The sequence below is a fragment of the Pseudohaliea sp. genome (genome assembly GCF_054552115.1).
The window spans coordinates 1-26,279 of record NZ_JBTOLW010000004.1; the positions used below are offsets into that span (position 1 = coordinate 1).

Annotated in this window: 25 protein-coding genes and 1 tRNA gene; 11 read left to right on the top strand and 15 right to left on the bottom strand. The window is 69.5% G+C overall.

Going from position 1 to position 26,279, the window contains the following annotated elements:
• Both ACX93N_RS03185 and ACX93N_RS03190 read left to right on the top strand, forming a co-directional pair.
• The coding region (locus tag ACX93N_RS03185) for a hypothetical protein (protein WP_459426944.1) at positions 1–299 on the top strand (299 nt) is incomplete at its 5' end.
• Positions 289–1,011, top strand: a complete 723-nt coding sequence (locus ACX93N_RS03190) for a hypothetical protein (RefSeq protein ID WP_459426945.1) — start codon at positions 289–291, stop codon at positions 1,009–1,011. The genes ACX93N_RS03185 and ACX93N_RS03190, both read left to right, overlap by 11 nt.
• Positions 1,012–1,168: 157 nt before the next feature.
• On the opposite strand, the gene ACX93N_RS03195 is transcribed toward ACX93N_RS03190, so the two are convergent.
• Positions 1,169–1,244 (bottom strand) — tRNA-Ala (locus tag ACX93N_RS03195).
• 141 nt (positions 1,245–1,385) lie between these two features.
• Here ACX93N_RS03195 and ACX93N_RS03200 point away from each other — a divergent pair.
• Positions 1,386–2,708: an APC family permease gene (locus ACX93N_RS03200; RefSeq protein WP_459426946.1), complete on the top strand. Its 1,323-nt coding sequence runs from the start codon at positions 1,386–1,388 to the stop codon at positions 2,706–2,708.
• Positions 2,709–2,725: 17 nt separating this feature from the next.
• On the top strand, positions 2,726–3,103 hold the full coding sequence (locus ACX93N_RS03205; protein ID WP_459426947.1) for a DUF4345 family protein: 378 nt from the start codon (positions 2,726–2,728) through the stop codon (positions 3,101–3,103).
• Here the strand turns inward: ACX93N_RS03205 and ACX93N_RS03210 are convergent.
• From ACX93N_RS03210 to ACX93N_RS03245, 8 genes are all read right to left on the bottom strand, one after another.
• Positions 3,100–4,890 carry a Na/Pi symporter gene (locus ACX93N_RS03210; RefSeq protein WP_459426948.1) on the bottom strand — a complete coding sequence of 597 codons (1,791 nt, stop codon included), beginning with the start codon at positions 4,888–4,890 and terminating at the stop codon, positions 3,100–3,102. The two genes, ACX93N_RS03205 and ACX93N_RS03210, sit on opposite strands and share 4 nt — an antisense overlap.
• Before the next feature lie 126 nt (positions 4,891–5,016).
• Entirely contained in the window at positions 5,017–5,634 is a 618-nt protein-coding gene (locus tag ACX93N_RS03215) for a trimeric intracellular cation channel family protein (protein ID WP_459426949.1), read from the bottom strand.
• Between the two features lie 7 nt (positions 5,635–5,641).
• Entirely contained in the window at positions 5,642–7,042 is a 1,401-nt protein-coding gene (locus ACX93N_RS03220) for an L-serine ammonia-lyase (protein WP_459426950.1), read from the bottom strand.
• A 120-nt stretch (positions 7,043–7,162) separates the two neighbouring features.
• Positions 7,163–8,197, bottom strand: coding sequence for a glutathione S-transferase N-terminal domain-containing protein (locus ACX93N_RS03225; RefSeq protein ID WP_459426951.1), 1,035 nt, complete (start codon positions 8,195–8,197; stop codon positions 7,163–7,165).
• A gap of 2 nt (positions 8,198–8,199) precedes the next feature.
• Entirely contained in the window at positions 8,200–9,696 is a 1,497-nt protein-coding gene (gene gltX / locus ACX93N_RS03230) for a glutamate--tRNA ligase (RefSeq protein ID WP_459426952.1), read from the bottom strand.
• Between the two features lie 73 nt (positions 9,697–9,769).
• Complete coding sequence (locus tag ACX93N_RS03235) at positions 9,770–10,096, bottom strand: antibiotic biosynthesis monooxygenase family protein (RefSeq protein ID WP_459426953.1); 327 nt, start codon at positions 10,094–10,096, stop codon at positions 9,770–9,772.
• 17 nt (positions 10,097–10,113) lie between these two features.
• On the bottom strand, positions 10,114–11,349 hold the full coding sequence (gene kynU, locus ACX93N_RS03240) for a kynureninase (RefSeq protein WP_459426954.1): 1,236 nt from the start codon (positions 11,347–11,349) through the stop codon (positions 10,114–10,116).
• Complete coding sequence (locus ACX93N_RS03245) at positions 11,346–12,185, bottom strand: alpha/beta hydrolase family protein (protein ID WP_459426955.1); 840 nt, start codon at positions 12,183–12,185, stop codon at positions 11,346–11,348. The genes kynU and ACX93N_RS03245 overlap by 4 nt, the downstream gene beginning before the upstream one ends.
• A gap of 155 nt (positions 12,186–12,340) precedes the next feature.
• Here ACX93N_RS03245 and msrA point away from each other — a divergent pair, with 155 nt between their 5' ends.
• The 5 genes from msrA to ACX93N_RS03270 all read left to right on the top strand — a co-directional run bounded on the left by msrA (position 12,341) and on the right by ACX93N_RS03270 (position 15,956).
• On the top strand, positions 12,341–12,916 hold the full coding sequence (msrA, locus tag ACX93N_RS03250; RefSeq protein ID WP_459426956.1) for a peptide-methionine (S)-S-oxide reductase MsrA: 576 nt from the start codon (positions 12,341–12,343) through the stop codon (positions 12,914–12,916).
• A 110-nt stretch (positions 12,917–13,026) separates the two neighbouring features.
• The gene (locus ACX93N_RS03255) at positions 13,027–13,452 is read left to right on the top strand and encodes a BLUF domain-containing protein (RefSeq protein WP_459426957.1); all 426 of its coding nucleotides are present in this window, start codon (positions 13,027–13,029) and stop codon (positions 13,450–13,452) included.
• A 62-nt stretch (positions 13,453–13,514) separates the two neighbouring features.
• A complete protein-coding gene (gene dusA, locus ACX93N_RS03260) occupies positions 13,515–14,537 on the top strand; it encodes a tRNA dihydrouridine(20/20a) synthase DusA (protein WP_459426958.1) in 1,023 nt (340 codons plus the stop codon).
• Positions 14,538–14,562: 25 nt separating this feature from the next.
• Positions 14,563–15,516, top strand: a complete 954-nt coding sequence (gene tal / locus ACX93N_RS03265) for a transaldolase (protein ID WP_459426959.1) — start codon at positions 14,563–14,565, stop codon at positions 15,514–15,516.
• The gene (locus ACX93N_RS03270; protein ID WP_459426960.1) at positions 15,513–15,956 is read left to right on the top strand and encodes a tellurite resistance TerB family protein; all 444 of its coding nucleotides are present in this window, start codon (positions 15,513–15,515) and stop codon (positions 15,954–15,956) included. Before tal ends, ACX93N_RS03270 begins: the two co-directional genes overlap by 4 nt.
• A gap of 7 nt (positions 15,957–15,963) precedes the next feature.
• Here ACX93N_RS03270 and ACX93N_RS03275 read toward each other — a convergent pair whose 3' ends face one another.
• The 6 genes from ACX93N_RS03275 to ACX93N_RS03300 all read right to left on the bottom strand — a co-directional run bounded on the left by ACX93N_RS03275 (position 15,964) and on the right by ACX93N_RS03300 (position 23,331).
• The gene (locus tag ACX93N_RS03275; RefSeq protein WP_459426961.1) at positions 15,964–16,449 is read right to left on the bottom strand and encodes an STAS domain-containing protein; all 486 of its coding nucleotides are present in this window, start codon (positions 16,447–16,449) and stop codon (positions 15,964–15,966) included.
• Positions 16,442–17,638: a PP2C family protein-serine/threonine phosphatase gene (locus ACX93N_RS03280; protein WP_459426962.1), complete on the bottom strand. Its 1,197-nt coding sequence runs from the start codon at positions 17,636–17,638 to the stop codon at positions 16,442–16,444. Before ACX93N_RS03280 ends, ACX93N_RS03275 begins: the two co-directional genes overlap by 8 nt.
• A gap of 114 nt (positions 17,639–17,752) precedes the next feature.
• Positions 17,753–18,460 (bottom strand): MlaA family lipoprotein, encoded by a 708-nt coding sequence (locus tag ACX93N_RS03285; protein ID WP_459426963.1) that lies wholly within the window; start codon positions 18,458–18,460, stop codon positions 17,753–17,755.
• 58 nt (positions 18,461–18,518) lie between these two features.
• A complete protein-coding gene (locus ACX93N_RS03290) occupies positions 18,519–18,947 on the bottom strand; it encodes a multinuclear nonheme iron-dependent oxidase (protein ID WP_459426964.1) in 429 nt (142 codons plus the stop codon).
• A gap of 45 nt (positions 18,948–18,992) precedes the next feature.
• Positions 18,993–22,739, bottom strand: a complete 3,747-nt coding sequence (gene hrpA / locus ACX93N_RS03295) for an ATP-dependent RNA helicase HrpA (protein ID WP_459426965.1) — start codon at positions 22,737–22,739, stop codon at positions 18,993–18,995.
• A gap of 34 nt (positions 22,740–22,773) precedes the next feature.
• A complete protein-coding gene (locus tag ACX93N_RS03300) occupies positions 22,774–23,331 on the bottom strand; it encodes a hypothetical protein (RefSeq protein ID WP_459426966.1) in 558 nt (185 codons plus the stop codon).
• A 119-nt stretch (positions 23,332–23,450) separates the two neighbouring features.
• Here ACX93N_RS03300 and mnmC point away from each other — a divergent pair, with 119 nt between their 5' ends.
• Together mnmC and ACX93N_RS03310 are read left to right on the top strand one after the other, a co-directional pair.
• Positions 23,451–25,469, top strand: coding sequence for a bifunctional tRNA (5-methylaminomethyl-2-thiouridine)(34)-methyltransferase MnmD/FAD-dependent 5-carboxymethylaminomethyl-2-thiouridine(34) oxidoreductase MnmC (gene mnmC / locus ACX93N_RS03305; RefSeq protein ID WP_459426967.1), 2,019 nt, complete (start codon positions 23,451–23,453; stop codon positions 25,467–25,469).
• The gene (locus ACX93N_RS03310) at positions 25,466–26,245 is read left to right on the top strand and encodes a glutaminyl-peptide cyclotransferase (protein ID WP_459426968.1); all 780 of its coding nucleotides are present in this window, start codon (positions 25,466–25,468) and stop codon (positions 26,243–26,245) included. Before mnmC ends, ACX93N_RS03310 begins: the two co-directional genes overlap by 4 nt.
• Positions 26,246–26,279: the final 34 nt, after the last annotated feature.

Below are 26,279 nucleotides of genomic sequence, written 5' to 3' on the forward strand. Positions count from 1 at the left end.
CACTGAGAGCCATGCTCTCCCTGATGCTCAAGCACCATGCGAACAGCTCGCTCCCGGAACTCCGGTGGATACTTCGGTCGTTTGTTCATCGCTCCATCCTCTCAAGGTCTGGAGCCTCCGACAAACCCGGAGCGATTCAGACTGCGACAAGCTTTTACAGGAAGAGCTACTCGAACAACCTTTCAACCGCCTTGCGAACCCTCGTCAAGTCGGGCTCTCTGAACGAACTAGGAGGCGAGAGATACGCACTCGTTGAGGAAAAGGCTTCCGAGATAAGGTCTACTTTGAGTGGCAAGTAACCTCGAAACCTTTCTCCACAACCAAGATCTTCCGAGAAAGTACGCCGTGCTTGCGTTGGTCGCAGCCGGCGAAGAAAAGCTGATGCCGAAAGACATAAAGGAAGCCGCTATCAATGCTGGACTCCGAAAGGCAAAAAACTGGAACGTCTCTGCCCTCCTCGGCCACCTCGACAACTTGGTAGCTCGCTACGCGGATGGTTGGGCAGCCACTGCAGCCGGGAAAGACAAGCTAAAAGAACTCGGACTGGACTTAACCAGCTCGCCAACAACCACGCCGCAAATCAAACTCCGCGCCGCGCTGCATCAAGTTTCAGACGAAAGTACGCGAGGATTCCTAGAGGAGGCAGTAAAGGCTTTGGAGTTCGGACTACACCGCTCTGCGGTAGTGCTCTCTTGGGTGGGCGCCGTAGCGACACTCCATCAGGTCGTGGTTGACAATCATCTCGCAGATTTCAACAAGGAATTGATTGCGCGAAAGCCAAAGGCAAAGCCGATAAAGATACGGGATGACCTAGGCTCGGTCTCGGAGTATGACCTCCTCCAAATTTGCAAGGCAATCGGTCTCTTCGGCAAGAACATCAAAGAAGAGCTTGAAGGTGCCTTAAAGCTCCGGAACGGCTGCGGCCATCCGACTGGGGTGAGGCCGAAAGAGCATCGCGTAGCAAGTCACATCGAGACGCTAGTCCAGTACGTTTACGAACCCCTAGCCTAGCCGGCGACTGCGTACGAGTTGCATCAGATCTTGCGAATGTGTACGCGCAACACTCTCAGGTATCGCGCATTACAATTTTTTCTGCAGCTTGGACAGCGCGCTTTTTGTCCCGCTTTGTCCCTGTTAGTGACGACTTACGCTTAAAGCCCTGTGGTTATGGTGGAGCCAGGCGGGATCGAACCGCCGACCTCAACACTGCCAGTGTTGCGCTCTCCCAGCTGAGCTATGGCCCCACGACTGCCGGTGCCACGGGCGGGCTCCGGCGGAGAGCGCGCATATTAGGGTTCGCCACCGGGGGTGTCAAGGCATGGCCCGGAGAAAACCCGACCCTGCAAAAACTTGCATGGAGCGGCCCCGCCGAGCAAGCTTGCGCGGTGTCTTCCTTCAAGCCATCGGTCGCCGCCGCCATCGTCATCGCGAACATGGTCGGGACCGGCGTGTTCACCAGCCTCGGTTTCCAGCTCGTGGAGATCCGCTCGGCGCCGGTGCTCCTGGCCCTGTGGGCCGTGGGCGGCCTGGCCGCGCTCTGCGGCGCCATGAGCTACGCCGAGCTGGGCGCCGCCCTGCCCCGCTCCGGCGGCGAGTACAACTTCCTCTCGCGCATTTTCCACCCCGCCGCGGGCTTCATCTCCGGCTGGGTCTCGGCCACCGTCGGCTTTGCCGCGCCCACCGCGCTCGCCGCCATGACCTTCGGCAGCTACCTGTCCGCCGTCTTTCCGGCCCTCTCTTCGATCTGGCTGGCGACCGGCCTGGTAATCGTGCTCACCGTGGCGCACTCCACTAGTCACCGCGGCAGCGGCGGCACGCAGCGCTGGCTTACCTGGCTCAAGATCCTGCTGATCCTCGGTTTCTCCGGGCTTGCCCTGCTGCTCAACGACAGCGGGCAGCAGACCGCTTTCGCGCCTTCTCGCGGTGACGGCGCCCTGCTCTTCTCCGGCGCCTTCGCCGTCTCGCTGATCTACGTGAACTACGCCTACTCGGGATGGAATGCCGCGACCTACATCAGCGGCGAACTGGAGCGGCCGCAGCGCAACCTGCCGACGGTCCTCATCGCCAGCACGGGCATTGTCTGCCTGGCCTACCTGCTGCTCAACTTCGTCTTCCTGGCCGTGGCACCCATGGAGGCCATGGTCGGCAAGGTCGAGGTGGGCTACGTGGCGGCAGGCTATGCCTTCGGCGATGCCGGGGCCGCCATCATGGGCGTGCTGCTCGCCCTGCTGCTGGTGTCCACCGTCAGCGCCATGATCCTCGCCGGGCCGCGCGTCCTCCAGTCCATCGGCGAGGATTTCGCCGTGTTCCGTCCCCTGGCGCGGGTCAACGGCGACGGCATCCCGGTCACGGCCATCGTCACCCAGGCCACCGTTGCGCTCCTGTTCCTGTGGACGGCCTCCTTCGACCGCATCCTGGTCTTCTCCGGCGCCACCATGGCCCTCAACACCTTCTTCACGGTCCTCGGCCTCTTCGTGCTGCGCTGGCGGCAGCCTGACCTGCCGCGACCCTTCCGGGTCGTGCTCTACCCGCTGCCGCCACTGCTCTTCCTCGCCATCACGGGCTGGACCCTGCTCTACATCGTGCTGCAGCGGCCGGTGGAGGCACTCATCAGTGCCGGCATCGTCGCCAGCGGCGCCCTTTTCTACTGGCTGAGCGCCACCCTGAGCCGGCGAGTCCCCGGCACGGACCCGCCGGCCCCCGCCTGACAGGAGGACATCATCCCATGGGCAAGATCCTGCTCTACGTCGCCGGTCTCATCTTCACGGGCTACGGCCTCGCCTGCCTGGTGAACCCGGAAATCGCCACCAGTGCCGCGGGGCTCGCGGCCACCAACGGCGACGGCATGACGGAAATCGGCGCGATGTACGGCGGCTTCCAGACCGGCTTCGGGCTGTTCTGCCTGCTCTGCGCGCGCCGCTCGGAGTACGGTACAGCAGGCCTCTGGGCGCTGTTGCTGGGCATCGGCCTCCTCGCGGCCGCCCGCAGCTACCACGCGCTGCTGGCGACGGACCCGCTCACCGTCTACAGCTACGGCGCCATCGCCTTCGAGTCGCTGCTCACGGTGCTCGCCGCGGTGGCGCTCCTCCGGCGCGGCGGCTAGGCGCCGGCCCCGTCTTTCGTTTCCGGGCCCGGCTCGGGTTGTCGTTCGGGCCCCGGTCGCGTTTCCGCTGCCACGCCGGGCTCCGCTTCCGGTGTCGGCTCTTTCCTCGGCCCCTCCCACGGCCCTTCCCCCGGCTCCCCGCTCTGCGCTGGCTGCGGACCGGCTGGCAATACCGGTGAGGGCGCCTCGACCCCCAGGGCGCGCAACCGCTCCGCGGCCTTGGCGAGCTGCTCGGCCATGCGCAGGCAGCCGCGCAGCGCCTCGAGGGCGGCGTTGAGGCTGCCCACGGGAAGCTGGTGCCGCGCTGCGGCCTCGAGCATCACTGCCTTGAGGTCGTGCCACTGCTCCCGCAGGGCATCGTAGTTTGCATCCAGCGTTTCGCCGGAGAACCCGGGCGCGGCCGGATCGCAGGCGCGCAGGTAATCGACGATGCCGGCCTGGAAGGCCGTCACCCGCGGCAGCACCGGCGCGCGCAGCACCGCCTCGACATCGTCGCGGGCATCGAGGAGCGCGCTGCCAAGGCGGGTGACCTCTTCCAGGTAGGTGTTGATGCGCAGCGCGTTGGTCAGCTCGCCGCGCCGGTCATCGGGAAGCCGGGTCGCGCCCAGGTCCGTGGCGAAGGTTTCGACCGCCTCGACCAGGGATTCCAGGGCCATGCCCTGCTCAACGACCTCCCGGGCGGGCGCCTCTGCACTCATGATCTCGATGCTGCGGCTGCGCACGAGCTCGCTGGCGCGGGCAAGCTCCAGGCACAGGGCGCGCAGCGCGAGATCCGGGGTGCCGAGGACGTTGCGGTCGAGGTACTGCGGCAGCGCCAGCCCTTCCGCCCGGGTGCCGAAATGCCGCGCCAGAAAGCGCGCCAGCCAGGGTGTCAGCGGCCACATCAGGGCGACACCAAGGATATTGAAGGACGTATGGAACAGCGCCAGCGCTACCGTGGGAATCGCGGCAAGACCAAGCGCCGCGCCCCCGCGATCCACGGCGAGCAGCATGAGCGGCAGGAGCAACAGTGCCACGCCACCGGTCAGCAGGTTGAAGCAGACATGGGCCGCCGCGACGCGGCGCGCGTTGGGGGTAGCCCCGATCACCGCCAGGGCGGCCGTGGAGGTGGTGCCCACGTTGGCACCGATGACCATCGCCGCCGCGGCATTGAGAGCGAGCACGCCACCGCCGGCCGCGGTCAGCGTCAGCGCGAGGGCAGCACTCGACGACTGTGTGAGCACGGTCATGGCGAAGCCGAGAAGGACGTAGAGCACCAGCCCCAGCCCCCCCTGCGGAGCGAAGCCGGCCACGTCCACCGAGAGCGCGAAGGCCGCAAAGGCCTCCTGCAGCACGTCGATGCCGATGAAGAACAGGCCGAAGCCCGCGATCGCCTCGCCGAAGGCGGCAAAGCGTGACGTCGGGCGCAGCAGCCGCAACAGCATGCCGGCGCCGACCAGCGGCAGCGCGAACGCCTCGACCTTGAAGCTGAAGCCTACGGCGGCGACGATCCAACCGGTCATGGTGGTACCGATATTGGCGCCGTAGACGATCCCGAAGGACTGCCCCAGGGACAGCAGGCCGGCGTTGACGAAACCGATGGTGGCCACGGTTACAGCGCTGGACGACTGCACAAGGGCCGTGACCAGGGCGCCGGAGAGAACGCCGCGCAGCCGCGTGCGCGTGGAGGACGCCAGGATACCCCGCAGTGCTTCGCCGGCGGACAGCTTGAGGCCGTCCGTGATCATGGCCACCGCGAGCAGGAAGAGGCCCAGCCCGCCGAGGAACATGCCCGCCAGCTCGAACAAACCGGGACCCTCCCCTCGCAACGGCAGTCAGTGACGTCGCTGCCGGGGCTGTGTCGCACACGCGATGCGGCGGCGCCCTTTAGCGACGGTCGCTACCGCAAGTCTAGACCAGGATGCGCCCGGCGATCACCGGCGATAGTTGGGCAGGCGCAGGTCGAAGGCGATCGCGGCGGCGCGCAGCGCAAAGGCACCGGCCATCGCGAGGAGCAACACGAGCCCGTCATCAAGCCACGGCACGCCTGCCAGCAGCGCATAGCTGGCGGCGCCGAGAAGCGCGGCAGTCACGTAGATCTCCGGCTCGAGCAGGACCGGCGAGCGGTTGAGCAGCGTGTCGCGGATGAGCGACCCGAAGCTCGCCGACATGACACCCATGACCACGGCGACGATCACCGGTGCCTCTGCACCGAGGGCCTTGGCCGTGCCGAGGACGCTGAACAGGGCGAGGCCGAAGGCATCCGCCCAGACCAGCACGCTCACCCGGGAGCGCAGCAGCGGCGCCAGGTACCAGGTGGCCATGGAGACGCCGATACAGACCCACAGGTAGCGGGTGTCGGCGATCCAGAAAACCGGGCCCGCCTGGAGCAGGAGGTCGCGCAGCGTGCCACCGCCCACACCGGTGATGGTGCCGAAGAGGATGAAGGCGAGCACGTCGAGCTTCTGCTCAGCCGCAGCCAGCGCCCCGCTGATGGCGAATACGGCGACGGCGAGGAGATCCGTCCAGGTGAGCAGGGTCGCCAGCGTCACGGGCCGCTCAGCACTCGATGATGTTCACCGGGACCTCGAGGACGTTGACCGCGAGACCGCCGCGGGCGGTTTCCTTGTACTTGTCCTGCATGTCGCGGCCGGTATCGCGCATGGTGCGGATCACCTGGTCCAGGGACACATAGTGCTCGCCGGAGCCGCGCAGCGCCATCCGCGCCGCGGAGATGGCCTTGATCGCGCCCATGGCATTGCGCTCGATGCACGGCACCTGAACCAGGCCGCCGACGGGATCACAGGTCAGGCCCAGGTTGTGCTCCATGGCGATCTCCGCCGCGTTCTCCACCTGCGCGGGCGTGCCGCCCAGCGCGTCGGCGAGGGCGCCGGCGGCCATGGAACAGGCCGAGCCCACCTCGCCCTGGCAGCCCACCTCCGCACCGGAGATGGACGCGTTGATCTTGTAGAGAATGCCGATGGCGCCGGCGGTGAGCAGGTAGCGGACGATGTCGTCCTCGCTGCTGCCGCTGCAGTGGTCCAGGTAGTACTTGAGCACTGCGGGGATGATCCCCGCCGCCCCGTTCGTGGGCGCGGTAACGATCCGCCCCCCGGCGGCGTTCTCCTCGTTGACCGCGAGGGCGTAGAGCGTGACCCAGTCCATGGTGTTGAGGGAGGCATCGCCGAAGGACTGCTCGTGGCTCTTCAGCTGCCGGTACAGCTGCGCCGCCCGCCGACGGACCTTGAGCCCCCCGGGCATGATGCCCTCGCTGCGGCAGCCGCGCTCGATGCAGGCGTCCATTACCTGCCACAGGTGCAGGAGACCCTCGCGGACCTCCGCCTCGCTGCGCCACGCCTTCTCGTTCTCGAGCATGAGCGCACTGATGGAGAGGCCACTGTCCCGGCAGTGGGCGAGGAGCTGCTCGGCCGTGTCGAAGGGGTACGGCAGCACCGTTTCGTCCGCCACGACGAAGCCGCTCTCCGCCGCGCTCTCATCCACTACGAAACCGCCGCCCACGGAATAGAACACCCGCTCAAGCAGCGATTCGCCGTCGCTGTCGAAGGCCTCGAAGCGCATGCCGTTCGAGTGGTAGGGCAGGCTCTCGCTGCGGTGCATCTGCAGGTCGTCACGGTAGCTGAAGGCGATGGCATGGCGACCGAGCAGTGTGAGCTCGCCCGCCTCCCGGGCGTGCTCGATGCGCGCCGGGATCGCATCCACGTCGACCGTCTCCGGTGTCTCACCTTCGAGGCCCAGGATGATGGCCTTGGGCGAGCCGTGGCCGGCACCGGTGGCGCCCAGGGAACCGTAGAGGTGGGCGACAACCCGCGCGCTATCGTCGAGGGCACCGGCTTCCGCGAGGGCCTCGGCAAAACGCCGGGCAGCATGCATCGGGCCCACGGTGTGCGAGCTGGAAGGTCCGATGCCGACCTTGAACAGGTCGAAGGTACTGATGGCCATAGCATTATCCTGACAGAAAACCGGGCCCGAAAAGAGCCCCAGGCGCCGGCCGGTCCCAGGCCGGGGATTCGAGAACGGTGATGCACGCGTGGCAAGGCAGCACCCCGACGCCGGCATCCATCAGCCGGCGAGCAGCGCGTCGCAGCCGGTGCCCGCCAGCAGCGTATCGACCTGTTCCCGGGCCACGGGCTCCAGCGCGGCGTATTCCTCGCGGATCCAGCCCAGGCACTTGGCCTGGTAGGGGAAGCTGCGCTGGCGCCAGGCGGCGCCGTCGATCTCCGTTTCCCACTCGCTGTCGCCGGCCGCCACGGCGGCGGCGTTGGCCAGCAGCGCCGGCGCGTAGACGCGGCCGACCTCTGCGAGCAGCGGGCGCAGGGTCGGAGGCAGCGCGGCGGGGTCGTTCCAGTCCGCCTCCGCGGGCTCGAGGCCGCCGAGGTCCTCGAGGCGGTCGACCCAGGCGACCACGCGCGGCGCCTTTTCATCGGCCAGCGCCCGCGGCGTCGGATCAAAGCCCACGAGCTGGGAAAGCTGGCCGAAGAGCGCGAAATCACCGGCGCCCGGGCGGCGCCCCAGCAGGCAGGGCTGCTCCTCCAGGTGGGCGGCGAAGGCGGTGAGAAAGCGCTCGTAACTGGCCTCGATGACCGGCGCGGTGGCCGTGTTGGAGCCGACCACCCAGAGCCGCTCGATCTGCCGGTCGCCGAAGGCCCGGGCCACCGCCTCGAGCTCCCGCGCCGGCAAGGAGACATCGACGCTCAGCGGCAGCACCGTGGCGGCCTTCTCCGCATCCGCGGGCCGGCACCAGCGGTAGTGGAACATCCACTTCGTGCCCCACTCGTCGGCGAAGTCCTCGAGCAGGTAGTCGATGAAGGCGAGGGCTGCGTTGGCGGGCACCACCTCGCGCCCGGCATGTTCCGCCTCGAGGCGCCGGATCAGCGGCGTCGAGTCGCAGCGCGCGCGCAGTTCGCCCTCCTCCTCGAACAGCAGCGTGGGCAACAGCACCGGCCGCGGCGGCGCAATGCCGAGGCGCTCGAGCTCCTGAGCCGGGTGGCCCCAGGTCACCGCGTAGGGGATGCGCCGGTAGCGCAGCAGCGCAACCATCTTGCGGGTGTAGGGGGAACCGGTGCCTCCGATGAGTCTGAGCGGTGCTTCTGCCATGGTCAGGCCTCCGTCGAGGGCAGCGCCCCGTAGTCTTTTTCCAGCCGCTTGCCGGCCTTCTTCGACACGCCGCCGAGCACCGCGATGGCGTGGCGGATGCGCATGCGGCTCATGTCCGGGCCCAGGAGGCCCATGGCGTCGACCACCGAAAAGGACGCGCTGGAACCGCTGATGGCGATGAACAGCGGCGCCAGGAAATCCTTCACCTTGATGCCGAGGTCATCGGCCAGGGCCTTGAGCGCCTGCCAGACCGCATCGCGGTCCCAGTGGCGCAGCGCCTCGAGGCGCCAGAGAGCGAACTGCAGCTGGCGCACGATGTCCTCGCGCTCGCCGCGCACGCCGTCGAAGTCGGCTTCCGTGAGCGGCAGTTCGCCGGAGACCAGGAAGCCCGCCAGCGGCGCGAAGTCACTGAGCACTTCCATGCGCTTCTGCGCGTGCGGCAGCACGCTCATCAGGTTGTCGCGATTGAAGGCCCAGTGCTGCAGCCGGTCGGCGAGCTGCGCCTCGCTGAGCTCCTCGCGCAGCCAGACACCGTTCAGCCAGCGCAGCTTCTCCACGTCGAAGATCGGCCCGCCCAGGGAGACCCGATCGATGTCGAAGTGAGCGAGCATCTCGTGCAGGGAGAACTTCTCCCGCTCGTCGGGCATGGACCAGCCCATGCGGCCGAGATAGTTGAGCAGGGCCTCCGGCAGGAAACCCATGCGCTCGTAGTAGAGGATACTGGTGGGGTTCTTGCGCTTGGAGAGCTTGGACTTGTCCGGGTTGCGCAGCAGCGGCAGGTGGCACAGCTCCGGCATATCCCAGCCGAAGTACTCGTAGAGTAGCTGGTGCTTGGGCGCGGAGTTGATCCACTCCTCGCCGCGAATGACGTGGGTAATGCCCATGAGGTGATCGTCCACCACGTTGGCCAGGTGGTAGGTGGGCATGCCGTCACTCTTCAGGAGCACCTGGGCGTCGATCATGCTCCAGTCCAGCTCGATGGTGCCGCGGAGCCGGTCGGCCACGGCACAGCTGCCGTCCTCCTCCGGGACGATCATGCGGATCACGTAGGGCATGTCCGCCGCCTCGCGGCGGGCGACCTCCTCCTCCGGCAGATACAGGTCGGACGGCTTCAGCGCGGTGGCCTGGCCCGCCTCGCGGCGCGCCGTGCGCAGTGCTTCCAGCTCTTCGGGCGTGCGGTAGCAGACGAAGGCCTTGCCGGACTCCACCAGCTGCCAGGCGTACTGGCCGTAGAGCTCCATGCGCTCGCTCTGCCGGTAGGGACCGTGGTCGCCGCCCGCGTCCGGCCCCTCGTCCCAGTCCAGGCCGAGCCAGCGCAGTGCGTCGAGGATCGCCTGTTCGGATTCAAGGGTACTGCGCGCGCGGTCGGTGTCCTCGATGCGCAGCACGAACTGGCCGCCGTGCGCGCGGGCGAAGCAGAGGTTGAACAGCGCGATGTAGGCGGTGCCGACGTGCGGGTCACCGGTGGGCGAAGGGGCGATGCGGGTGCGTACGGTCATGGCGGGGCCTGGACAGAAAAACGAGCCGCGATTATACGGGCGCGGGCCCTGGCCATGCACCCGCGCGCGGCCGTCAGGGCCGCTCACCACCCTCCCCGGGGAGGACGACCCACTCGGGCTCGTCGAACTCACCGATGAGGTCGATGGACACGAAGGGCGCCTCGGCGGCGATGATCGCCTTCACGGCGTCGGGCGGGTCGGCCTCCATGGCATCGCGATCGGCCTTCGAGTCCCACCGGGCGATCGCGAGCAGCACCCGCGGGTCGTCCAGCTTGCGGTGCAGCCGCGTGCCGCGGGCCCCGGGCGCCTGCTGGATCAGGCGGCTGGCGCGCACCCAGGCCTCCGCGTACTGCTCGGCGCTGTAGCCCTCGGCGACGGTCACGGTGAACAGGTAGAGCATGGTGTTCTCCTGCGCTGTCAGGTCACCCGGGCCCGCGCCTGGAAGCGCCCGGCCCGGTAGCGCTCCTCGGCCAGCACGGCCGCGAGACAGCGGGCGGCAGCGGCCGCGTCGGCAAAGCTGTTATAGAGGGGCGCAAAGCCGAACCGTACGATGTCCGGCGCGCGGAAGTCCACGATCACGCCGGCCTCGATCAGCGCCTGCGCCACCGCGTAGCCCTCGGGGTGGGCAAGCGATACCTGGCTGCCGCGCTCGCCGTGCGCCCGCGGCGTCAGGACCCGGACAGCGCGGAAGGCGGGCTCCGCGTCGATGGCGGCGAGGAAGAAATCGGTCAGCGCCAGGGACTTCGCGCGCAGGTCCTCGAGCGCCACGCCGTCGAAGACCGAAAGCGCGGCCTCCAGCGCGCGCAGGGCGAGGATCGACGGCGTACCCGCCTGGTAGCGCAGCACCCCCGGCGCCGGCTCATAGCGATCGGCGAAGGCGAAGGGCGAGCGATGCCCGAGCCAGCCGGTCAGCGGCTGCTGTACCGTGTCCTGGTGGCGCCGGGCCACGTAGAGGAAGGCCGGGGCGCCCGGGCCGCCGTTCAGGAACTTGTAGCCACAGCCGACGGCGAGGTCGGCGCCGCTGGCATCGAGCTGCACCGGCATCGCGCCGGCGCTGTGCGCGAGGTCCCAGAGCGCCAGGGCACCGGCCTCGTGCGCCGCGCGGGTGAGCGCCGCCATGTCGTGGCGGCGGCCGCTGCGGAAGTTGACCTCGGTGGCGAGCAGCACCGCGACGTCGTCGTCCAGCGCCGCCGCGAGCTCTTTACCGGCGGCCTCGCGCACCCGGCAGCGCTCCGCGCCGAGGAAGGACGCCAGGCCCTCGGCCAGGTAGCGGTCCGTCGGGAAATCACCGGCCTCGACCAGGATCGTGCGCCGGCCCGGCCGCAGCGCCAGCGCCGTGGCCAGCAGCTTGAACAGGTTCACGGAGATGCTGTCGCAGCAGAGCACCTGCCCCGGCGCGGCGCCGATGAGTGGCGCCACCTGCTCGCCCACCCGCTCCGGCAGGTCGATCCAGCCGTGGCGGTTCCAGCTGGCGATCAGGTCCTGTCCCCACTCGTCGGCGAGCATGGCCTGAACGTGCGCCGGCACTGCTTTCGGCAGCGCCCCCAGGGAATTGCCGTCCAGGTAGACGGTGTCTGCCGGCAGCGCGAAAGCGTCGCGCAGCGGTGCCAGCGTGTCCTCCCGGTCGCGGCGCACCGCCTCGTCGTGGCTCATGACGCCAACCCCTCGCGCAGTACAGCGAGCAGCCTGCGGAAGGCTTCACCGCCGGGGTGAATCAGATCGAAATGGCCCGCACCGGGGAGCGCGTGCACCGTCGCTCCCGGCAGAGCCGCCGCCTGCGCGGGCGGCACGATCGCGTCCGCGTCTCCGTGCAGAAGAACGACGGGCATCGTGTAGCGCAGGAACGCCGGCGACAGCGCGCGGTAGCGGGCCGCGGGAGCGCCGTCCATGAATGCTGCCACCGCCGCGCCGCAGCTGCCGCCGGTGGCTCCGTAGGCGGCGAGATCCGTGATCGCTGCAAGCCCGACGGCCAGGTCCGGTACCGGCACCACACCGCTGCCGCCGGCCGCCGCCCAGAGCGCGAGGTGGCCGCCCGCGGAGTGGCCCACGAAGGCGAGGCCGCGGGGCTCGACGGGCAGCGCCGGCAGTCGCGCGATGGCCGCGCGCAGGTCCTCGAGCGTGGCCGGATCACCGCCGCCGTCGCCCACGCGGCGATACTCCGGAGCCCAGACGGCGAAGCCGGCTTCGGCCAGTGCGCCCGCGAGCGGGCGCAGGTGATCCACCCCGTACTCCGCCAGCCAGCAGCCGCCGTGTATCAGTACGACGAGCGGCGCGGCCACGGCGCCGTCCGCCGGGGCCCAGTAGAGACCGTACTGGCTGTCCGCCTGGCCATAGGCAAGGCGGGCGGCCGGTGGCGTGGAGGGCAGTGCCTGCACGGCTTCGAAGCTGACCCCGCCGCGCGCCAGCGGCGACAGCAAGAGGGTCACCAGCAGGCAGGGCAAGAGGGCCCGCCCGCCCCCGCGCGACAGCATTACAGGTAATGTTTTCAAGGCGCCCTCCCCGCTGGTCGAGCGGCGAGTGTAGCGCATGGGCTGCATTGATGCGGGAGCGGGAGACGAATCCGCTTCGCTCCCGGAGGCGTAATGACCCGGAACCCGCCCTGCATCGAACGGTCCTAGCCTGTGTACCCTACCGGAGAGCCACGATGACCCGCCTGCTCCTGCTCATGCTGCTGGCCTGCTGCAGCCTCGTCGCCAGCCCGCTCCGCGCCGCTGAAGCGATGTTCGCGGGCGGCTGCTTCTGGTGCATGGAAGCCGACTTCGAGAAGCTCGAGGGGGTCGGCGACGTCGTCTCGGGCTTTACCGGCGGCACCCTGCCGAACCCCACCTACCGCGGCAACCATGAGGGCCACTACGAGGCGGTGAAGGTAAGCTACGACCCGGCTGTCATCAGCTACGAGCAGCTCCTCGAGCACTTCTGGCACAATATCGACCCGTTCGATGCACGCGGCCAGTTCTGCGACAAGGGACCGAGCTACCGCACCGCCATCTTCGCCACCGAAGCCCAGCGCCCGGCCGCCGAAGCGTCCCTGGCCGCCGTGCGCAAGCGCTTCGCGGACCGGGAGATCGCCACCGATCTGCTCCCCGCCGGCCGCTTCTGGCCGGTGGAGGCGTACCACCAGGACTACGCGGAGAAAAACCCGCTGCGCTACAAGTATTACCGCTGGAACTGCGGCCGAGACCGGCGCCTCGAGGCAGTCTGGGGAGAAGATGCGCAGTAAACGTGCGTGCAGCACCTGACATCCCGCTGCCTGCCCCGTGTGGAGCGCCCCCGCTGTGCGGCCGTAAGAACCCCGACAACTGATCCGACCCGCAGGGAGGCGGAGAATACATGGACAAGCTGTGCTGCCTGCTGTACGTCAGCCGTGCGAGCCTCGGCGTGGATGAAGGGGACTTTCTCGAGATCCTGGCCCAATCCCGGGCGAACAACCCCGCTGAACGCATCAGCGGCCTGCTCCGCGCAGGCGGCGGGCAGTTCGTCCAGGTGCTGGAGGGCCCCCAGAAGAACGTCTTGCAGCTGTATACACGGATATTGGAGGATCCGAGGCATTACGACAGTGTGCTCATCGGCGTGAACTACCTGCCCGGGCGCCTGTTCAGCGAATGGGCGATGGGCTACATCACTAACCCGCCGGAGGTCATGGAAGCGCGGCGCAAGACGCTCCTCGAGGAGTGGGAGAGCCACTCCAAGCGCACCGAGTTCGTGCAGTTGATGCGCGGCTTCGTGGCGCAGCTGAGAACGCAGCCGGCTGGCTGATCGAGCGCTCGTGCGCCGGGCGGGGGGCCGGGCGGGGGACGCGCGACGCGCCGGCTTGCGGTATGCTACGCACCGTGAGGAAATACACCGAAAGTCTCCGCCACCCCGCTTCGCCCTGGCGCTTCTGCACCGCCCCCATGATGGACTGGTCGGACCGCCACTGCCGCCAGTTCTGGCGTGGGCTCTCTCGTCATGCGCGACTGTACACGGAGATGGTTACCACCGGCGCGCTGATCCACGGCGACCGCGAGCGGCTGCTGGCCTTCGACCGGGCCGCGGAACATCCCGTGGCGCTGCAGCTCGGCGGTTCAGACCCGGCAGACCTCGCCCGCTGTGCCCGCTTCGCCGAGGACGCCGGCTACGACGAGGTCAACCTCAACTGCGGCTGCCCGTCCGACCGGGTGCAGAACGGCGCTTTCGGTGCCTGCCTCATGGCCCGCCCGACCCTGGTGGCGGATTGCGTGCGCGCCATGCGTGATGCCTGCACGATTCCCGTCACCGTCAAGCATCGCATCGGCATCGATGACATGGAGAGCTACGGCGAATTCCGCGACTTCGTCGGCACCGTCGCCGGGGGCGGCTGCGGGGTGTTCATCGTGCACGCGCGCAAGGCCTGGCTTAAAGGCCTGTCGCCGAAGGAAAACCGGGAAGTCCCGCCGCTCAACTACCCCTGGGTGTACCGGCTCAAGGACGAGTTCCCGGCGCTCACGATCGTTCTCAACGGCGGCCTCGGCAGCCTCGAGAGCGGCCGCGAGCACCTCGCGGCGCTCGACGGCATCATGCTCGGGCGCGCCGCCTACCAGGACCCGTGGCAGCTGGCGCGGGTCGACAGCACCCTGTTCGCCGCGCCCGACCCGGCCGCCACGCCGGAAGAAGCGCTGCTCGCCCTCTTCCCCTACCTCGAGCGCGAGCTCGCTGCAGGCACGCCTCTCAACCACATCACGCGGCACGTCCTGGGCCTGTTCAGCGGCCGGCCCGGCGCCCGTCGCTTCCGGCGCCATCTCAGCGAGAACGCGCACCGACCCGGGGCGGGAGCCGACACGCTCCGCGCCGCCCTCGACCAGCTGACCCCGCTCGCCGCCTGACGCGGCGACCGAACCAGGAGACCCCATGCCCAGCAAGCTCGAGCAACTCAAGGCCATGACCCAGGTGGTTGCCGACACCGGCGACATCCAGGCCATCCGCCAGTTCGCCCCCACGGACGCGACCACGAATCCCTCGCTCCTGCTCAAGGCCTCCGCGCTGCCGCACTACGCCGAGCTCCTCGATAGCGCCCGCAGTGCCGCCGCGGCGCGCGGTGGCTCGGACGAGGAACAGCTCGCGGACAGCTGCGACCGCTTCGCCGTCGCCGTGGGCCGCGAGATTCTCGAGCTCATTCCCGGTCGCGTCTCCACGGAGGTCGATGCGCGCCTGTCCTTCGATACCGCGGGCACGATAGAGCGGGCGAAGAAGCTGATCGGGCTTTACGAGGAGGCGGGAGTCGGTCGCGAGCGCGTGCTGATCAAGACCGCGTCGACCTGGGAAGGCATCCGCGCCGCCGAATCCCTGGAGCGGGACGGCATCAACTGCAACCTGACCCTGCTCTTCGGTTTCACGCAGGCCCGCGCCTGCGCCGATGCGGGCGTCCACCTGATCTCGCCCTTCGTCGGCCGGATCCTCGACTGGTACCGGGCCAACACGGACGTCGTCATCGAGCATCCCGAGGACGACCCCGGCGTACAGTCGGTGCGGCGCATCTACCGCTACTACAAGCACCATGGCTACGAAACGGTGGTCATGGGCGCAAGTTTCCGCAACCAGGGCGAGATCGAGGCCCTCGCCGGTTGCGACCGCCTGACGATCAGCCCGACGCTGCTTGAAGGCCTCGCCGACGACGAGGGGGAACTGCCGCAGGCGCTCTCGGCCACGGGCGCAGCTTCCCAGGATGCCCTCGCGCCACCGGCGGAAGCCGCCTTCCGCCTCGAACTCAACGGGGACGCCATGGCCACGGAGAAACTCGCCGAGGGCATCCGCAATTTCGTCGCCGACCAGCGCCGCCTCGAGCGGGTGGTGAGCCAGCGATGATCGGCGCGCTGAAAGCCCTCTTCGAGCCGGCCCGTGCCGACGAACCGGCCGTCACGGAGCACCGGCTGCGGCTGGCGGCGGCAGCGCTGCTGATCGAGACGGCGCGGGCGGACTCGCGCCAGGACGGGGTCGAGGAAGCGGCCCTGGCCGACACCCTGAGGCGAAGCCTGGGCCTCAGCGAGGCCGAGCTCGATGCCCTGGTGCGCGAGGCCAACGCCCAGGCGGACGCGGCGACCTCGCTCTACCAGTTCACCCGGCTGATCAACGACCACTTCAGCCTGGCGCGCAAGCGCCAGCTGATCACCGACATGTGGAAGGTGGCCTATGCGGACGGCGATATCGACAAGTACGAGGAGCACCTGATCCGTCGCATCGCCGAACTCATCTACGTGCCGCACGAAGAATACATCCGGGCGAAGCTGTCCGTCGTCGGTCGCTAGGGCAGCCCTAGGCGGAAGACTCCAGCGCGTCCATAAGGTCGCGGAAGCGGTCCGCGTTCTCGTCGGACAGACCCATGAGGACCCGGTGCGCCTCGATCACCCGTTCGCGGACCGCATCCTCGCTGCCCGGCACGAGGGGAATCGCTTCGGCGGTGCCGCTGTTGCAGCAGGTTTTCTCGTGCAGTTCGAAGAGGCGCTCGAAACCCATGCTGGTCAGCAGCCGGTTGATACCCGCATCGCAGCAGTAGATGGCCGGCCGGAAGCCGTAGCGCTCCCGCACCTGCAGGGCCAGCTTGGCCAGCTGGCCGAGCGTGGTGCTGTCCAGCCCCTCCACGTCACAGAGGTCAATCCACACGCTGGCGAAGGCGGGGTCCGAGAGCATCTGCGCAAGGTAGTCGTCCAGGGACGTGCACAGGGTCATGCGCACGTCGCCGGTCAGGCGCAGCACGTAGGCGCCGTCCTGGCAGGCGGCCAGCACCCGGCCCTCACTCACGGTTGGCCCGCTTGCTGACGAACAGCGCCGCGATGTCGTCCGGCGCCGTGGCCACGGAATCGAGGCCGAGGCGGGTGACCAGTGCTGCCGGGCTCTCGCTGCCCTGGCGGAAAACGTCGAGGAAGAAGGACTCCTTCTCGATCAGGTTGTCCGGCGGCAGGATCTCCAGGATGCCGTCGGAGAACAGCGCCAGTGTAAAGCTCTCCGGCAGGGGCACTTCCTGCGCCTCGAAGGCCGCATCCGGCATCATGCCGACCGCCGTGCCCTCCCCGGGGAGGTAGTCGGCCCCGGCATCGGAGACCAGCACCGGCAGCGGCAGGTGCCCGGCCACCGCGTAGCGCAGGCGGTTGGATGCCATGTCCAGGGCGCCGACGATCATGGTGGCGAACTTGCCGACACCGAGGTCGAGGAGCTCCTTGTTGGCGAGCCCGAGCATGCGCACCGGGTCGAGGACCGTGCCATCGGTTTTTCGCAGGTAGTCCGAGCGCTTGCGCGCGAAGAGGTTCTTCAGCAGTACGGTAGCGAAGGCAGAGGAGCTGCCATGGCCCGATACGTCGGCCATGAAGAACACCACATGGTCCTGGCCCACGGTGAAGTAGTCGGTGAAGTCCCCGCTCAGGTAAAGGGAGGGGATCACGGTGTGGCTGAAGACATAGTCCCCGATCACCATCGGTGAAACCGGCAGCATGCGCAGCTGCACCTGGCGCCCCGCCTGCTGGTCCTGCTCGAGCACGCGCACGGTGCGGTTCAGCTCGCGGTTGGCGGATTCCAGCCGCTTGCGGGACTGGCGCAGTTCCCGGCTCATCTGCCGCTGGCGCACGCAGCGGTCCATGGAGTCGAAAAGGGCCTGCGCGTCTTCCACCGGGCGGGCGAAGAAATCATTCGCGCCGAGGCGCAGCGCCGTCATCATGTCGGCCGAAGAGGCCTCGTCGGAAAACATGATCACCGGGACCTGCACGTTCATCTCGCGCAGCGTGCGCTTCGCTTCTCCCCAGGAGACGCCCTCGAGATCGAGTTCACAGAGGATGACATCCAGGTCGCTGGCATCGCTCAGCGACTGGGTGGAATTGGTCACGTCGGTAGTGATATCGGCGGTGAAGCCGGCACCGGTCACGAGCCGGGCGAGCGCCTCGGCGCGTTCCGGGTCATTGTCGATGACCAGCACCTTGCCGCTGTGTGTCATCTGCATGGATCAAGGGCTCCAGACTTGGGAGGACACTACGCCCCCCGGCGCAACCGGGCAAGGCGGAACGCGCAGGCTGGGGCACAATTCACAGTTTCGGGGCCGTCTGCCGGGCAGGGCTCAGAAATCCTCCGACCAGTCGTCCTCGAAATCGGAGAACTCGTCCTCCACCACGCCTTCGTTCAGCCGTGCCGCGCGCTGCTGCAGGTAGGCATCGCGGATGAAGATGTAGCGGTCGCCGGACATGAGCTGGTCCGACTCCAGCAGCCGCGCGCGGCCGTGGACGATGCCGAGGCTGAAGAGGCTCCAGGTAACGGTCGAATCGTCGATGTAGAAAGGCACCGAAGCGAAGGTATCGACCAGCGTCCCGGTGCCGCTGCGCACGGTGCGCGGGCCAAAGAGCGGCACCACGATATAGGGGCCCTGCGGCACGCCCCAGGCGGCGAGGGTCTCACCGAAATCGGCGCGCTGACGCTCGATGCCGAGCTCCGTTGCCACATCAAAAAAGCCGAACATGCCCAGGGTGCTGTTCACAAGAACCCTGCCAGCGGAATCCCGGGCGCCGCTCCACTTGCCCTGGAGCAGCGCGTTCACGGCCCGGTTCACGTCGAGCATGTTGCCGAAGAAGTTGCCGATGCTGAGTTGCACGCCCTGCGGAACCACGTAATCGTAGCCCTTCGCCGCCGGGCGCAGCACGAAGGTATCGAGCATGTCGTTGAAAGCGAAGATCGGGCGATTGATCGGCTCCAGCGGATCCACGCTGCTGGCCCGCGCGAGCTGGGTGCCGGACAGTGCCAGGGCTACCACCAGGATCAGTCGAGCAATCATTGTTCTTCCCCGAAAACGTAACCGGCAATCTTAAGCCGGCGACTCCGGCGGCACAACATCACGCGAAAGCACATCGCGCGAAAGCCCCAGCACCCCGTGGGCGGCGCCTCGGACTGGTGGCGCGGACCGATGAGATGGACGGGCCAGCGGTAGCGAAGCACCCAGGCGAGCGGGGACAGCGTGGGAACGGCATCGAGAGGGGTCCAGGCCGGCCTCGGGGGGCGGTGCCGCCGATGTCCGGGGAGAGACCGTGCAGGGCCAGGGAGTAGCGCTCGGCCAGGCCCCCGAAAGTGCGGCCGAGGCGCCCGCCGACGCCGAGCCAGTTCTCCGGCGCCAGCTCAAGGAAATCGACCCGGCCCGCGGGCAGGTCTGCAAGTTCCTGCAAGTACCCGCGCCGCAGACCGAGGCCCGCGACCGATCGAGGCGTCGACGAGAGCGCCGACAGAAAGGTCCGACCCGTGAGGAAGAGGACGGTTCCGCGAAACACGAACTAGAACCCGAATCATTCATGTTTATCCGCCGCCGGCACGCCTCAACGCGGGTGCGCGGCCAGCCAGGCCTCGCAGACCTGCCACTGCCGGGCCAGGCGCTTGGCCGAAACGGGCCGCGATGTCCCGAGCTGCTGGGCGAAGAGTGAAACTCGAAACTCTTCCAACATTTCGCTATAGGTTCTTATATCTTCGCACATAAGCCGCACATGGGGGCGCTCGGAGAGGAGCGCGGCGAGCGGCGCCTGGAGGGCCTCGAGCTGCGCACGGGCCTGTTCGTCCTTGCCCGGCTGGGCCGGCAGCCGTTCCAGCCTGTAATCCAGCGCCTTGGCGTAGCGGGGATATTGCGCTAGCCGGTCGAAAGGCGTCGCAAGAATGAAGCCGGGTCGGAACAGGTCCGCGAGCTGTCCCTCCACGTCGGCGACGGCCTCCGGCCACTGGCCCGCCAGCTTCGCCAGCCGGGGCCGGGCCGCGGCCAGCGGCCGCAGCGTATTGCGCAGCCGTTGTTCCAGCTCGTTGGCGACCGCCACAAGGCGTGCATTACCCTGCCGCACGGCCGCCTCGAAGGTCCCCGGGTCCCGGCAGTCACCGGTCCCCAGAGCGCAGGCCTCAAGCACCGCGGCCGCGAGGAGGTCGTCGACCAGCGGTTCCCGGTCCAGGCCGGCGGCTGCGAACAGCAGCTGGTCCTCGTTTGCACGCAGGAGCTGCTTGCGCAGGCTGCGCAGGGGCCGCGGCAGCTGCAGGGCCGCCAGGCGCGCCAGGCCCCGGCGATGGCTCGCCAGCGCATCCTCGGTATAGTCGAAGAGCCGGATGGCGACACTGTCGCCGCGGTCCTCGAGGGCGGGAAAGGCCAGGATGGTGACCCCCGCCTGCTCCTCGCTCCAGCGCTCGGGCAGCGCGCCGAAATCCCAGGCCGTGATGCCTTCCCGCGCGGGCCCCGGGGCTCCCGGGCCGGTCACCGCGACGGCGGTCTCGTCGCGGAACGCCGCAACCAGCGCCTCGAGATCCCGCCCCTGGGCCAGCAGCCTGCCCTCGGCATCCACTACGCGCACGTTCATGCGGTAGAAATCGTCGAGACCCGCCGGGGCGAAATCGGCCGCCTCGACACGGCAGGCGCCGAGGCGGGAGAGTACGGGAGCGAGCGCAGCGGGCAGCGGCCGGTCTGCCGGTGCCAGCTCCTGGAGCGCGGCCAGGACGGTATCGGGAACGGGGACGAGCTTGCGCCGGAGGTGCTTCGGCAGGCTGCGGACCAGGGCTTCGCATTTCTCCCGGAGCAGGCCCGGTACCAGCCAGTCGAAGCGGTACCGGGGCACGCGGTTGAGCAGCGCGACCGGCACCGTCACCGAGACACCGTCGGCCTCGCCGCCGGGCTCGAAGCGGTACGCAAGCGGGTAGCGCTGCCCCTCCCAGGACAGCTCGTCCGGGAACTGCGCTTCCAGCTCCTCCCCGGGCAGGCGGGCGGCCAGGTCCGCCCGGGACAGGCGCAGGCTGGCATCGGCCCCCGGCGTGCGCTTCAGCCAGCGGGCGAGCTTCGCCGCCGTGGTGATGTCCGCCGGCAGGCGCTCGTCGTAGAACGCGTACAGCGCCTCCTCGTCGATCAGCAGGTCGCGCCGCCGGATACGGTTTTCCAGGTCCTCGAGCGCAGCGGCCTCGGCGAGGTTGTGGCGCAGGAAGGCGGGCTTCTGTCGCCAGCGCCCCGGCACCAGGCCCTCGCGGATCAGGAGTTCCCGCGCCACGGGCGGGTCGATGGGGCCATAGTGCACGGTCGTGCCATCGCTCACCGTGAGCCCGAACAGCGTGATCCGCTCGGTGGCCACCACCCGGCCGCTGCCGCGCTGCCAGCGCGGCTCGTAGTGATGCCGCCTGAGTAGCGCCGGGTTCGCCGAGAGCAGCCAGCCCGGCTCGATGGCGGCAGCCGTGCGCGCGAAGACCCGGCTGGTCTCCACGACCTCCGCCGCCACCAGCCAGGGCGGCGGCTTGCGATGCAGCGTTGAGCCGGGAAAGACCCGGAGCTTGCGGTTGCGCGCGCCCAGGTATTCGCGCCCCTCGTGGCGCTGCGCGACGTTGGCCAGCAGGCCCGGCAAGAGCGCCCGGTGGATGCCCGTATAGTCCGGCTCCTCCGCGAGCCTGGAGGGCACGGCGATACCCTGCTGGCGGCAGGCGATGCTCAGCTGCCGGTGGACATCCCGCCATTCGCGCATGCGCAGGAAGGACAGGTATTCCTGCTTGCAGAGCTTGCGCAGCTGGTTCTGGCTCAGCGCCTGGCGCTGCTCCTCGAAGTAGCGCCAGAGCTGCACGAAGGCGAGAAAATCCGAACGCGGGTCCCGGAAGCGGGCGTGGGCCTGGTCCGCCTGCGCCTGGCGGTCCGCCGGCCGCTCCCGGGGGTCCTGCACGGCGAGGGCACTGGCGATGACCAGCACTTCCGCTACGCAGCCGTGTTCGCCGGCGGCGAGAATCATGCGCCCGGCGATGGGGTCGACGGGCAGCCGGGCCAGCTTGCGCCCGAGGGGCGTGAGCCGGTGCCCGGCATCCACGGCGCCGAGTTCCTCCAGGAGGCGGTAGCCCTCGCGCACGCCCTTGCGCTCCGGCGGCTCGAGGAACGGGAACCGCTCCACCGCCCCGAGCCGCAGGTCGAGCATCTGCAGGATCACCGCCGCCAGGTTGCTGCGGCGGATTTCCGGGTCCGTGAACGCGGGCCGCGCCAGGTAGTCTTCCTCGCTGTAGAGCCGCAGGCACACCCCGGGGCCGACGCGGCCGCAGCGGCCCTTGCGCTGGTCGGCGCTGGCCCGGGAAACGGGCTCAATGGGCAGGCGCTGGATCCGCGAACGCGGGCTGTAGCGATTAATCCGCGCCTCGCCCGGGTCGATCACGTAGCGGATGCCGGGAACGGTGACCGAGGTCTCCGCGACGTTGGTGGCGAGCACGACCCGCAGGCCGCGGCGGCTGCGCGGGTCGAAGACCCGGGCCTGGTCCGCCTGGCCGAGGCGGGCGTAGAGCGGCAGCACGTCGAGGCCCGCTTCGCCGCGCAGGGCGTGGGCCAGTTCGCGGATATCCCGCTCCCCGGGGAGGAACACGAGCATGTCGCCACGCGGCCCCCAGGCGCCGTCACGCACCTCGCGCACCCGCCCGGCCAGGTCCTGCACCGGGTCGCGGTCCGCGCCGGGCTCCGGCGGCAGGTAATGCGTCTCGACGGGATAGGAGCGCCCGGGCACCTCTACCACGGGCGCGCCGTGGAAATGCCGGGAAAAGCGCTCCACGTCGATGGTCGCGGAAGTGATCACGACCTTGAGGTCCGGCCGCCGGGGCAGCAGACGGTGCAGGTAGCCGAGGAGAAAGTCGATGTTGAGGCTGCGCTCGTGAGCCTCGTCGATGATCAGCGTATCGTAGGCGGCGAGGTCACGATCCCGGCGCAGCTCCGCCAGGAGGATGCCGTCGGTCATGAGTTTCACCGCCGTCCCGGGGCCGACGCTGTCCTGGAACCGGACCTGGTAACCGACGAGGCCACCGAGGGGCGTCGCCAGCTCGTCGGCAATGCGCCGGGCCACGTTGCGCGCGGCGAGGCGCCTCGGCTGCGTATGGCCGATGCGCCGCTCGCGGCCGCGGCCGAGCTCCAGGCAGATCTTCGGCAGCTGGGTGGTCTTCCCGGACCCGGTCTCGCCGGCGACGATGACGACCTGGTGACCGGCAAGGGCCTCGCTGATCTCCCCGCGGAGGGCGGCGACCGGCAGGTCCTCGGGATAGTGGATCGGCGGGATCGCGCGCGGCGTGGCGGTAGCTTCCGGCTCGGTCATCGCGGGGCGGGGCGCGCCGGAGCGCGCCACGGCGTCAGCCGTTGTCGCTGACCGGTCCGCCAGCCGGGTCGTTGGCGGTCTGGGTGGCTGCCGGTTCCGCGGGCCCACCGGTGCCCGACGGCTCGGCGAACTGGCCTTGTTCGAGGTACATGAGCTGCAGCACTACGGAAGGCTGGCCGCTGCCCGCATCGGCACCGAGCACGAGCACGCTGGGCTCGCCCTCCTCTACCGTGACCGCGCTAACACCGAAGATAACCACGTTGGGATCGTGCTCGGCGTGAAAGGTTTTCACCGGCTTTTCCTCGCGCAGGGCATCGGCGATGTTGGCCACAAGCAGGGTCACGCCCGCGCGAAAGGCGCCGAAATTGAGCCGGCCGCGGTACTCGCTGTGGTCCAGGGCCACCTCGAAGCGAACCTCGGAACCATCCTCCATGCGCACCCGGGTCAGCGGCACCTGGCTCCCCCCGCTGATCTCGCGGTACAGGTTCTTGGCCTCGGTACGGGTCGCCTCGAGGAATACCTTGTGCAGCAGGTTCACGGACAGGGTCAGGAACTTGTCCGTGGGAAGCGTATGCGTCTGGGTCCCGGCCATGCTGGTCTCGCGCCTGTCGCGTGCAGGAAAGAGGCGCGAGTCTAAACGCTGCAGCCGGCCATGGCCAGCGCCCGCCTCTGCTATCCTGCGCGCCTCACCCCGCCGGCCCTGCGACAGCGATGGACCCACAGCAAGCCCCCTGGCGCCCCCTGGCCACCGCCGAGCTCGACTGGGAGCCCGGAGGCGCACCGCGTTCCCGCCGCTACGGCGATATCTACTTCTCCCCCGCGAACGGGCCGGCGGAGAGCCGGCACGTGTTCCTCGCAGGCAGCGGGCTCCCGGGGCGCTGGCAGCGGCACGATGCGCCCGTCTTTCGCATCGGGGAGCTCGGTTTCGGCACGGGCCTCAATTTCCTGGTGACCGTCGCCGCGCTGCGCCGGGAGGCGCCCGCCGGGCTGCGACTGCACTACTGGGCCGTGGAGGCCGAGCCCCTGCGCGCGGCGGACCTGGCGCGCTGCGCCGCTGCCCTGCCGCCGACCCTCGCCGCGCCGGCCGCGGCGCTGGCGGAGCAGTACCCGCCACCGGTCCCCGGCATCCACCGCCTGCTCTTCGACGACGGCCGCATCGTGCTGGACCTCTGCTGGGGCGATGCCGGCGCGGCCCTCGCGGAGCTCGCCGGCCACGGCCGCCGCTGGTTCGACGCCTGGTATCTCGACGGCTTCGCGCCGGCGAAGAACGCGGCGCTGTGGGAGGAGGCGCTGTGGCGTGATCTCGCGTGCGTCAGCAGGCCCGGCGCGACGGTCGCCACCTTTACCGCCGCCGGCCACGTCCGCCGCGGTCTCGCCGCGTCCGGTTTCGCAATGGCAAAGCGCGAGGGCTTCGGTAGCAAGCGCGAGTCGCTGCACGGGCAGCTTGCCGGCGCCCCGCCCGTCGCGGAGGAGAACGGCACGCCCTGGGACCTGCCCGAGACGGCGCCAACCGCGCCATCGAGCGCCCTGGTCATCGGCGCGGGCATCGCCGGTGCCTGTGCCGCCGCCGCCCTCGCACGGCGTGGCGTAGCCGTCACCGTACTCGAGGCCGGGCCCGTGGCCGGGCGCGGGTCGGGCAATGCCCAGGGCGTACTGTTCACCCGACTGTCGCACCGCCACGCGCCGCTCACGGATATCGCCCTGCTCGGCTACCTCGACGCCGCCCGCCACTACCGGACGCTGTTCGACGCGGGCAGGCTGCGCGCTGGCGAAGACGGCGAGCTGGGCGGATGCTTCCAGATGGCCGGGCCCAAGGTCCGCCTCGAGCAGTTGGCACCGGCCCTCGCGCCCGTCCCCGAGCTCGCCGAGGTGCTGGACCCGGCGGCCGCCGCGGAGCGGCTGGGCGTGACCCCCGCCGAGGGCGGCCTCTGGTTGCCGCACTCCGGCTGGCTGCAGCCCGCCGCGGCCTGTCAGGCCCTGCTGGCAGGCAGGGGAATCGCAGTGGAGACGCACTGCGGCGAAGTCGCCCTCGCCCGGGAGGACGGCCGCTGGCAGGCGCTGGCCGCCGATGGCCGCCGCTGGGCCGCCGAGATCGCGGTCATTGCCGCCGGCACCGCCAGTGCGAACCTCGCGGACCTTGACTGGCTGCCGCTCAGGCCGATCCGCGGCCAGGTAAGCTCGCTGCCGGCGAAGACGGTGCCGGGCACGCTCCGTGCGCCCTTCTGCCACGGCGGCTACGTCACGCCAGCGAAGGCCGGCACCCTGAACTTCGGCGCCAGCTTTGCCCCCGGGGACCCGGACCGGTCGCTGCGCGAGGCGGAGCACCGGCACAACCTGGAGGCCCTGGCCGAGGCCGTGCCGGCCTGGGCCCCCGCGCTCCGGTCCGTGGACCCGGCTGCGGTCGACGGTCGCGCGGAGCTGCGCTGCGGCGCGCCCGACTACCTGCCCCTGGCCGGCCCGGCGCCCGAGCCCAACGCCTTCCGCGAGCGCTACGCCATCCTCGCCCGCAATGCCCGGGCAGTGGTACCGGAGCGCGCACCCTTCAGGCCCGGCCTCTACCTGAGCACGGGGCACGGTTCCCGGGGCCTCTGCAGCGCGCCGCTGGCGGCGGAGCTCATCGCCAGCCAGGCCTGCGGCGAGCCACCGCCGCTGCCGCGGTCCCTGGCGCGCGCTCTCGCCCCGGCGCGCTTTATACTGCGCGCACTGGTCCGTACCGGGGGCACCCCATGATCCGCCTTGCCGCCATCGCTCTCCTCGGCTTCCTCGCCAGCGCCGCGCTGGCCCAGGCGCCGACGCAGTACGGCTACCGGGTTCTCGAGCAGCGCCCCCTGCCCCGGGACAACTTCGTCCAGGGCCTCGAGTTCGACGGCGACACGCTCCTCGTAGGGACCGGTCAGTACGGCCGGTCCCGCATCCGCCGCTATGCCTTCCCGGCCATGACCCTGCTCGAGGAGCGGCGCCTGCCGCCGCGGCTCTTCGGCGAGGGCATCACCCGCTACGGCGACCGCATCTTCCAGCTTACCTGGCGCAGCGGTTTCGGTATCGCCTGGGACGCAACGGACCTCGAGCCGCTCGCCCGCTTCACGCTTCCCGGAGAGGGGTGGGGCCTCACCCACAACGGGAGCTCGCTCATCTACAGCGACGGCAGCGCAACGGTACACTTCCTAGACCCGGCCACGCTGCAACAAACCCGCCAGCTGATCGTGCGGCGCGACGGAAAGCCCCTGCGGCGGCTCAACGAACTGGAATGGATCGACGGCCGGCTCTGGGCCAATGTCTGGACCACGGACCGCATCGCGATCATCGACCCCGCCAGCGGCCGGGTCGAGGCCGAGGTCGACCTGACGGGCCTGCTGCCCCTCCCGGAGCGGCACCGCGGCACGGACGTGCTCAACGGCATCGCCCGCGACAGCGCCGGACAGATCTGGGTAACGGGGAAGTACTGGCCGTGGCTCTACCGCATCGAGCTGGCGCCTGCGGGGACGCGCGCAAGGGACCTGCAATGACGCTACAATGGCGTCCTTTCATCCGCTGATTACC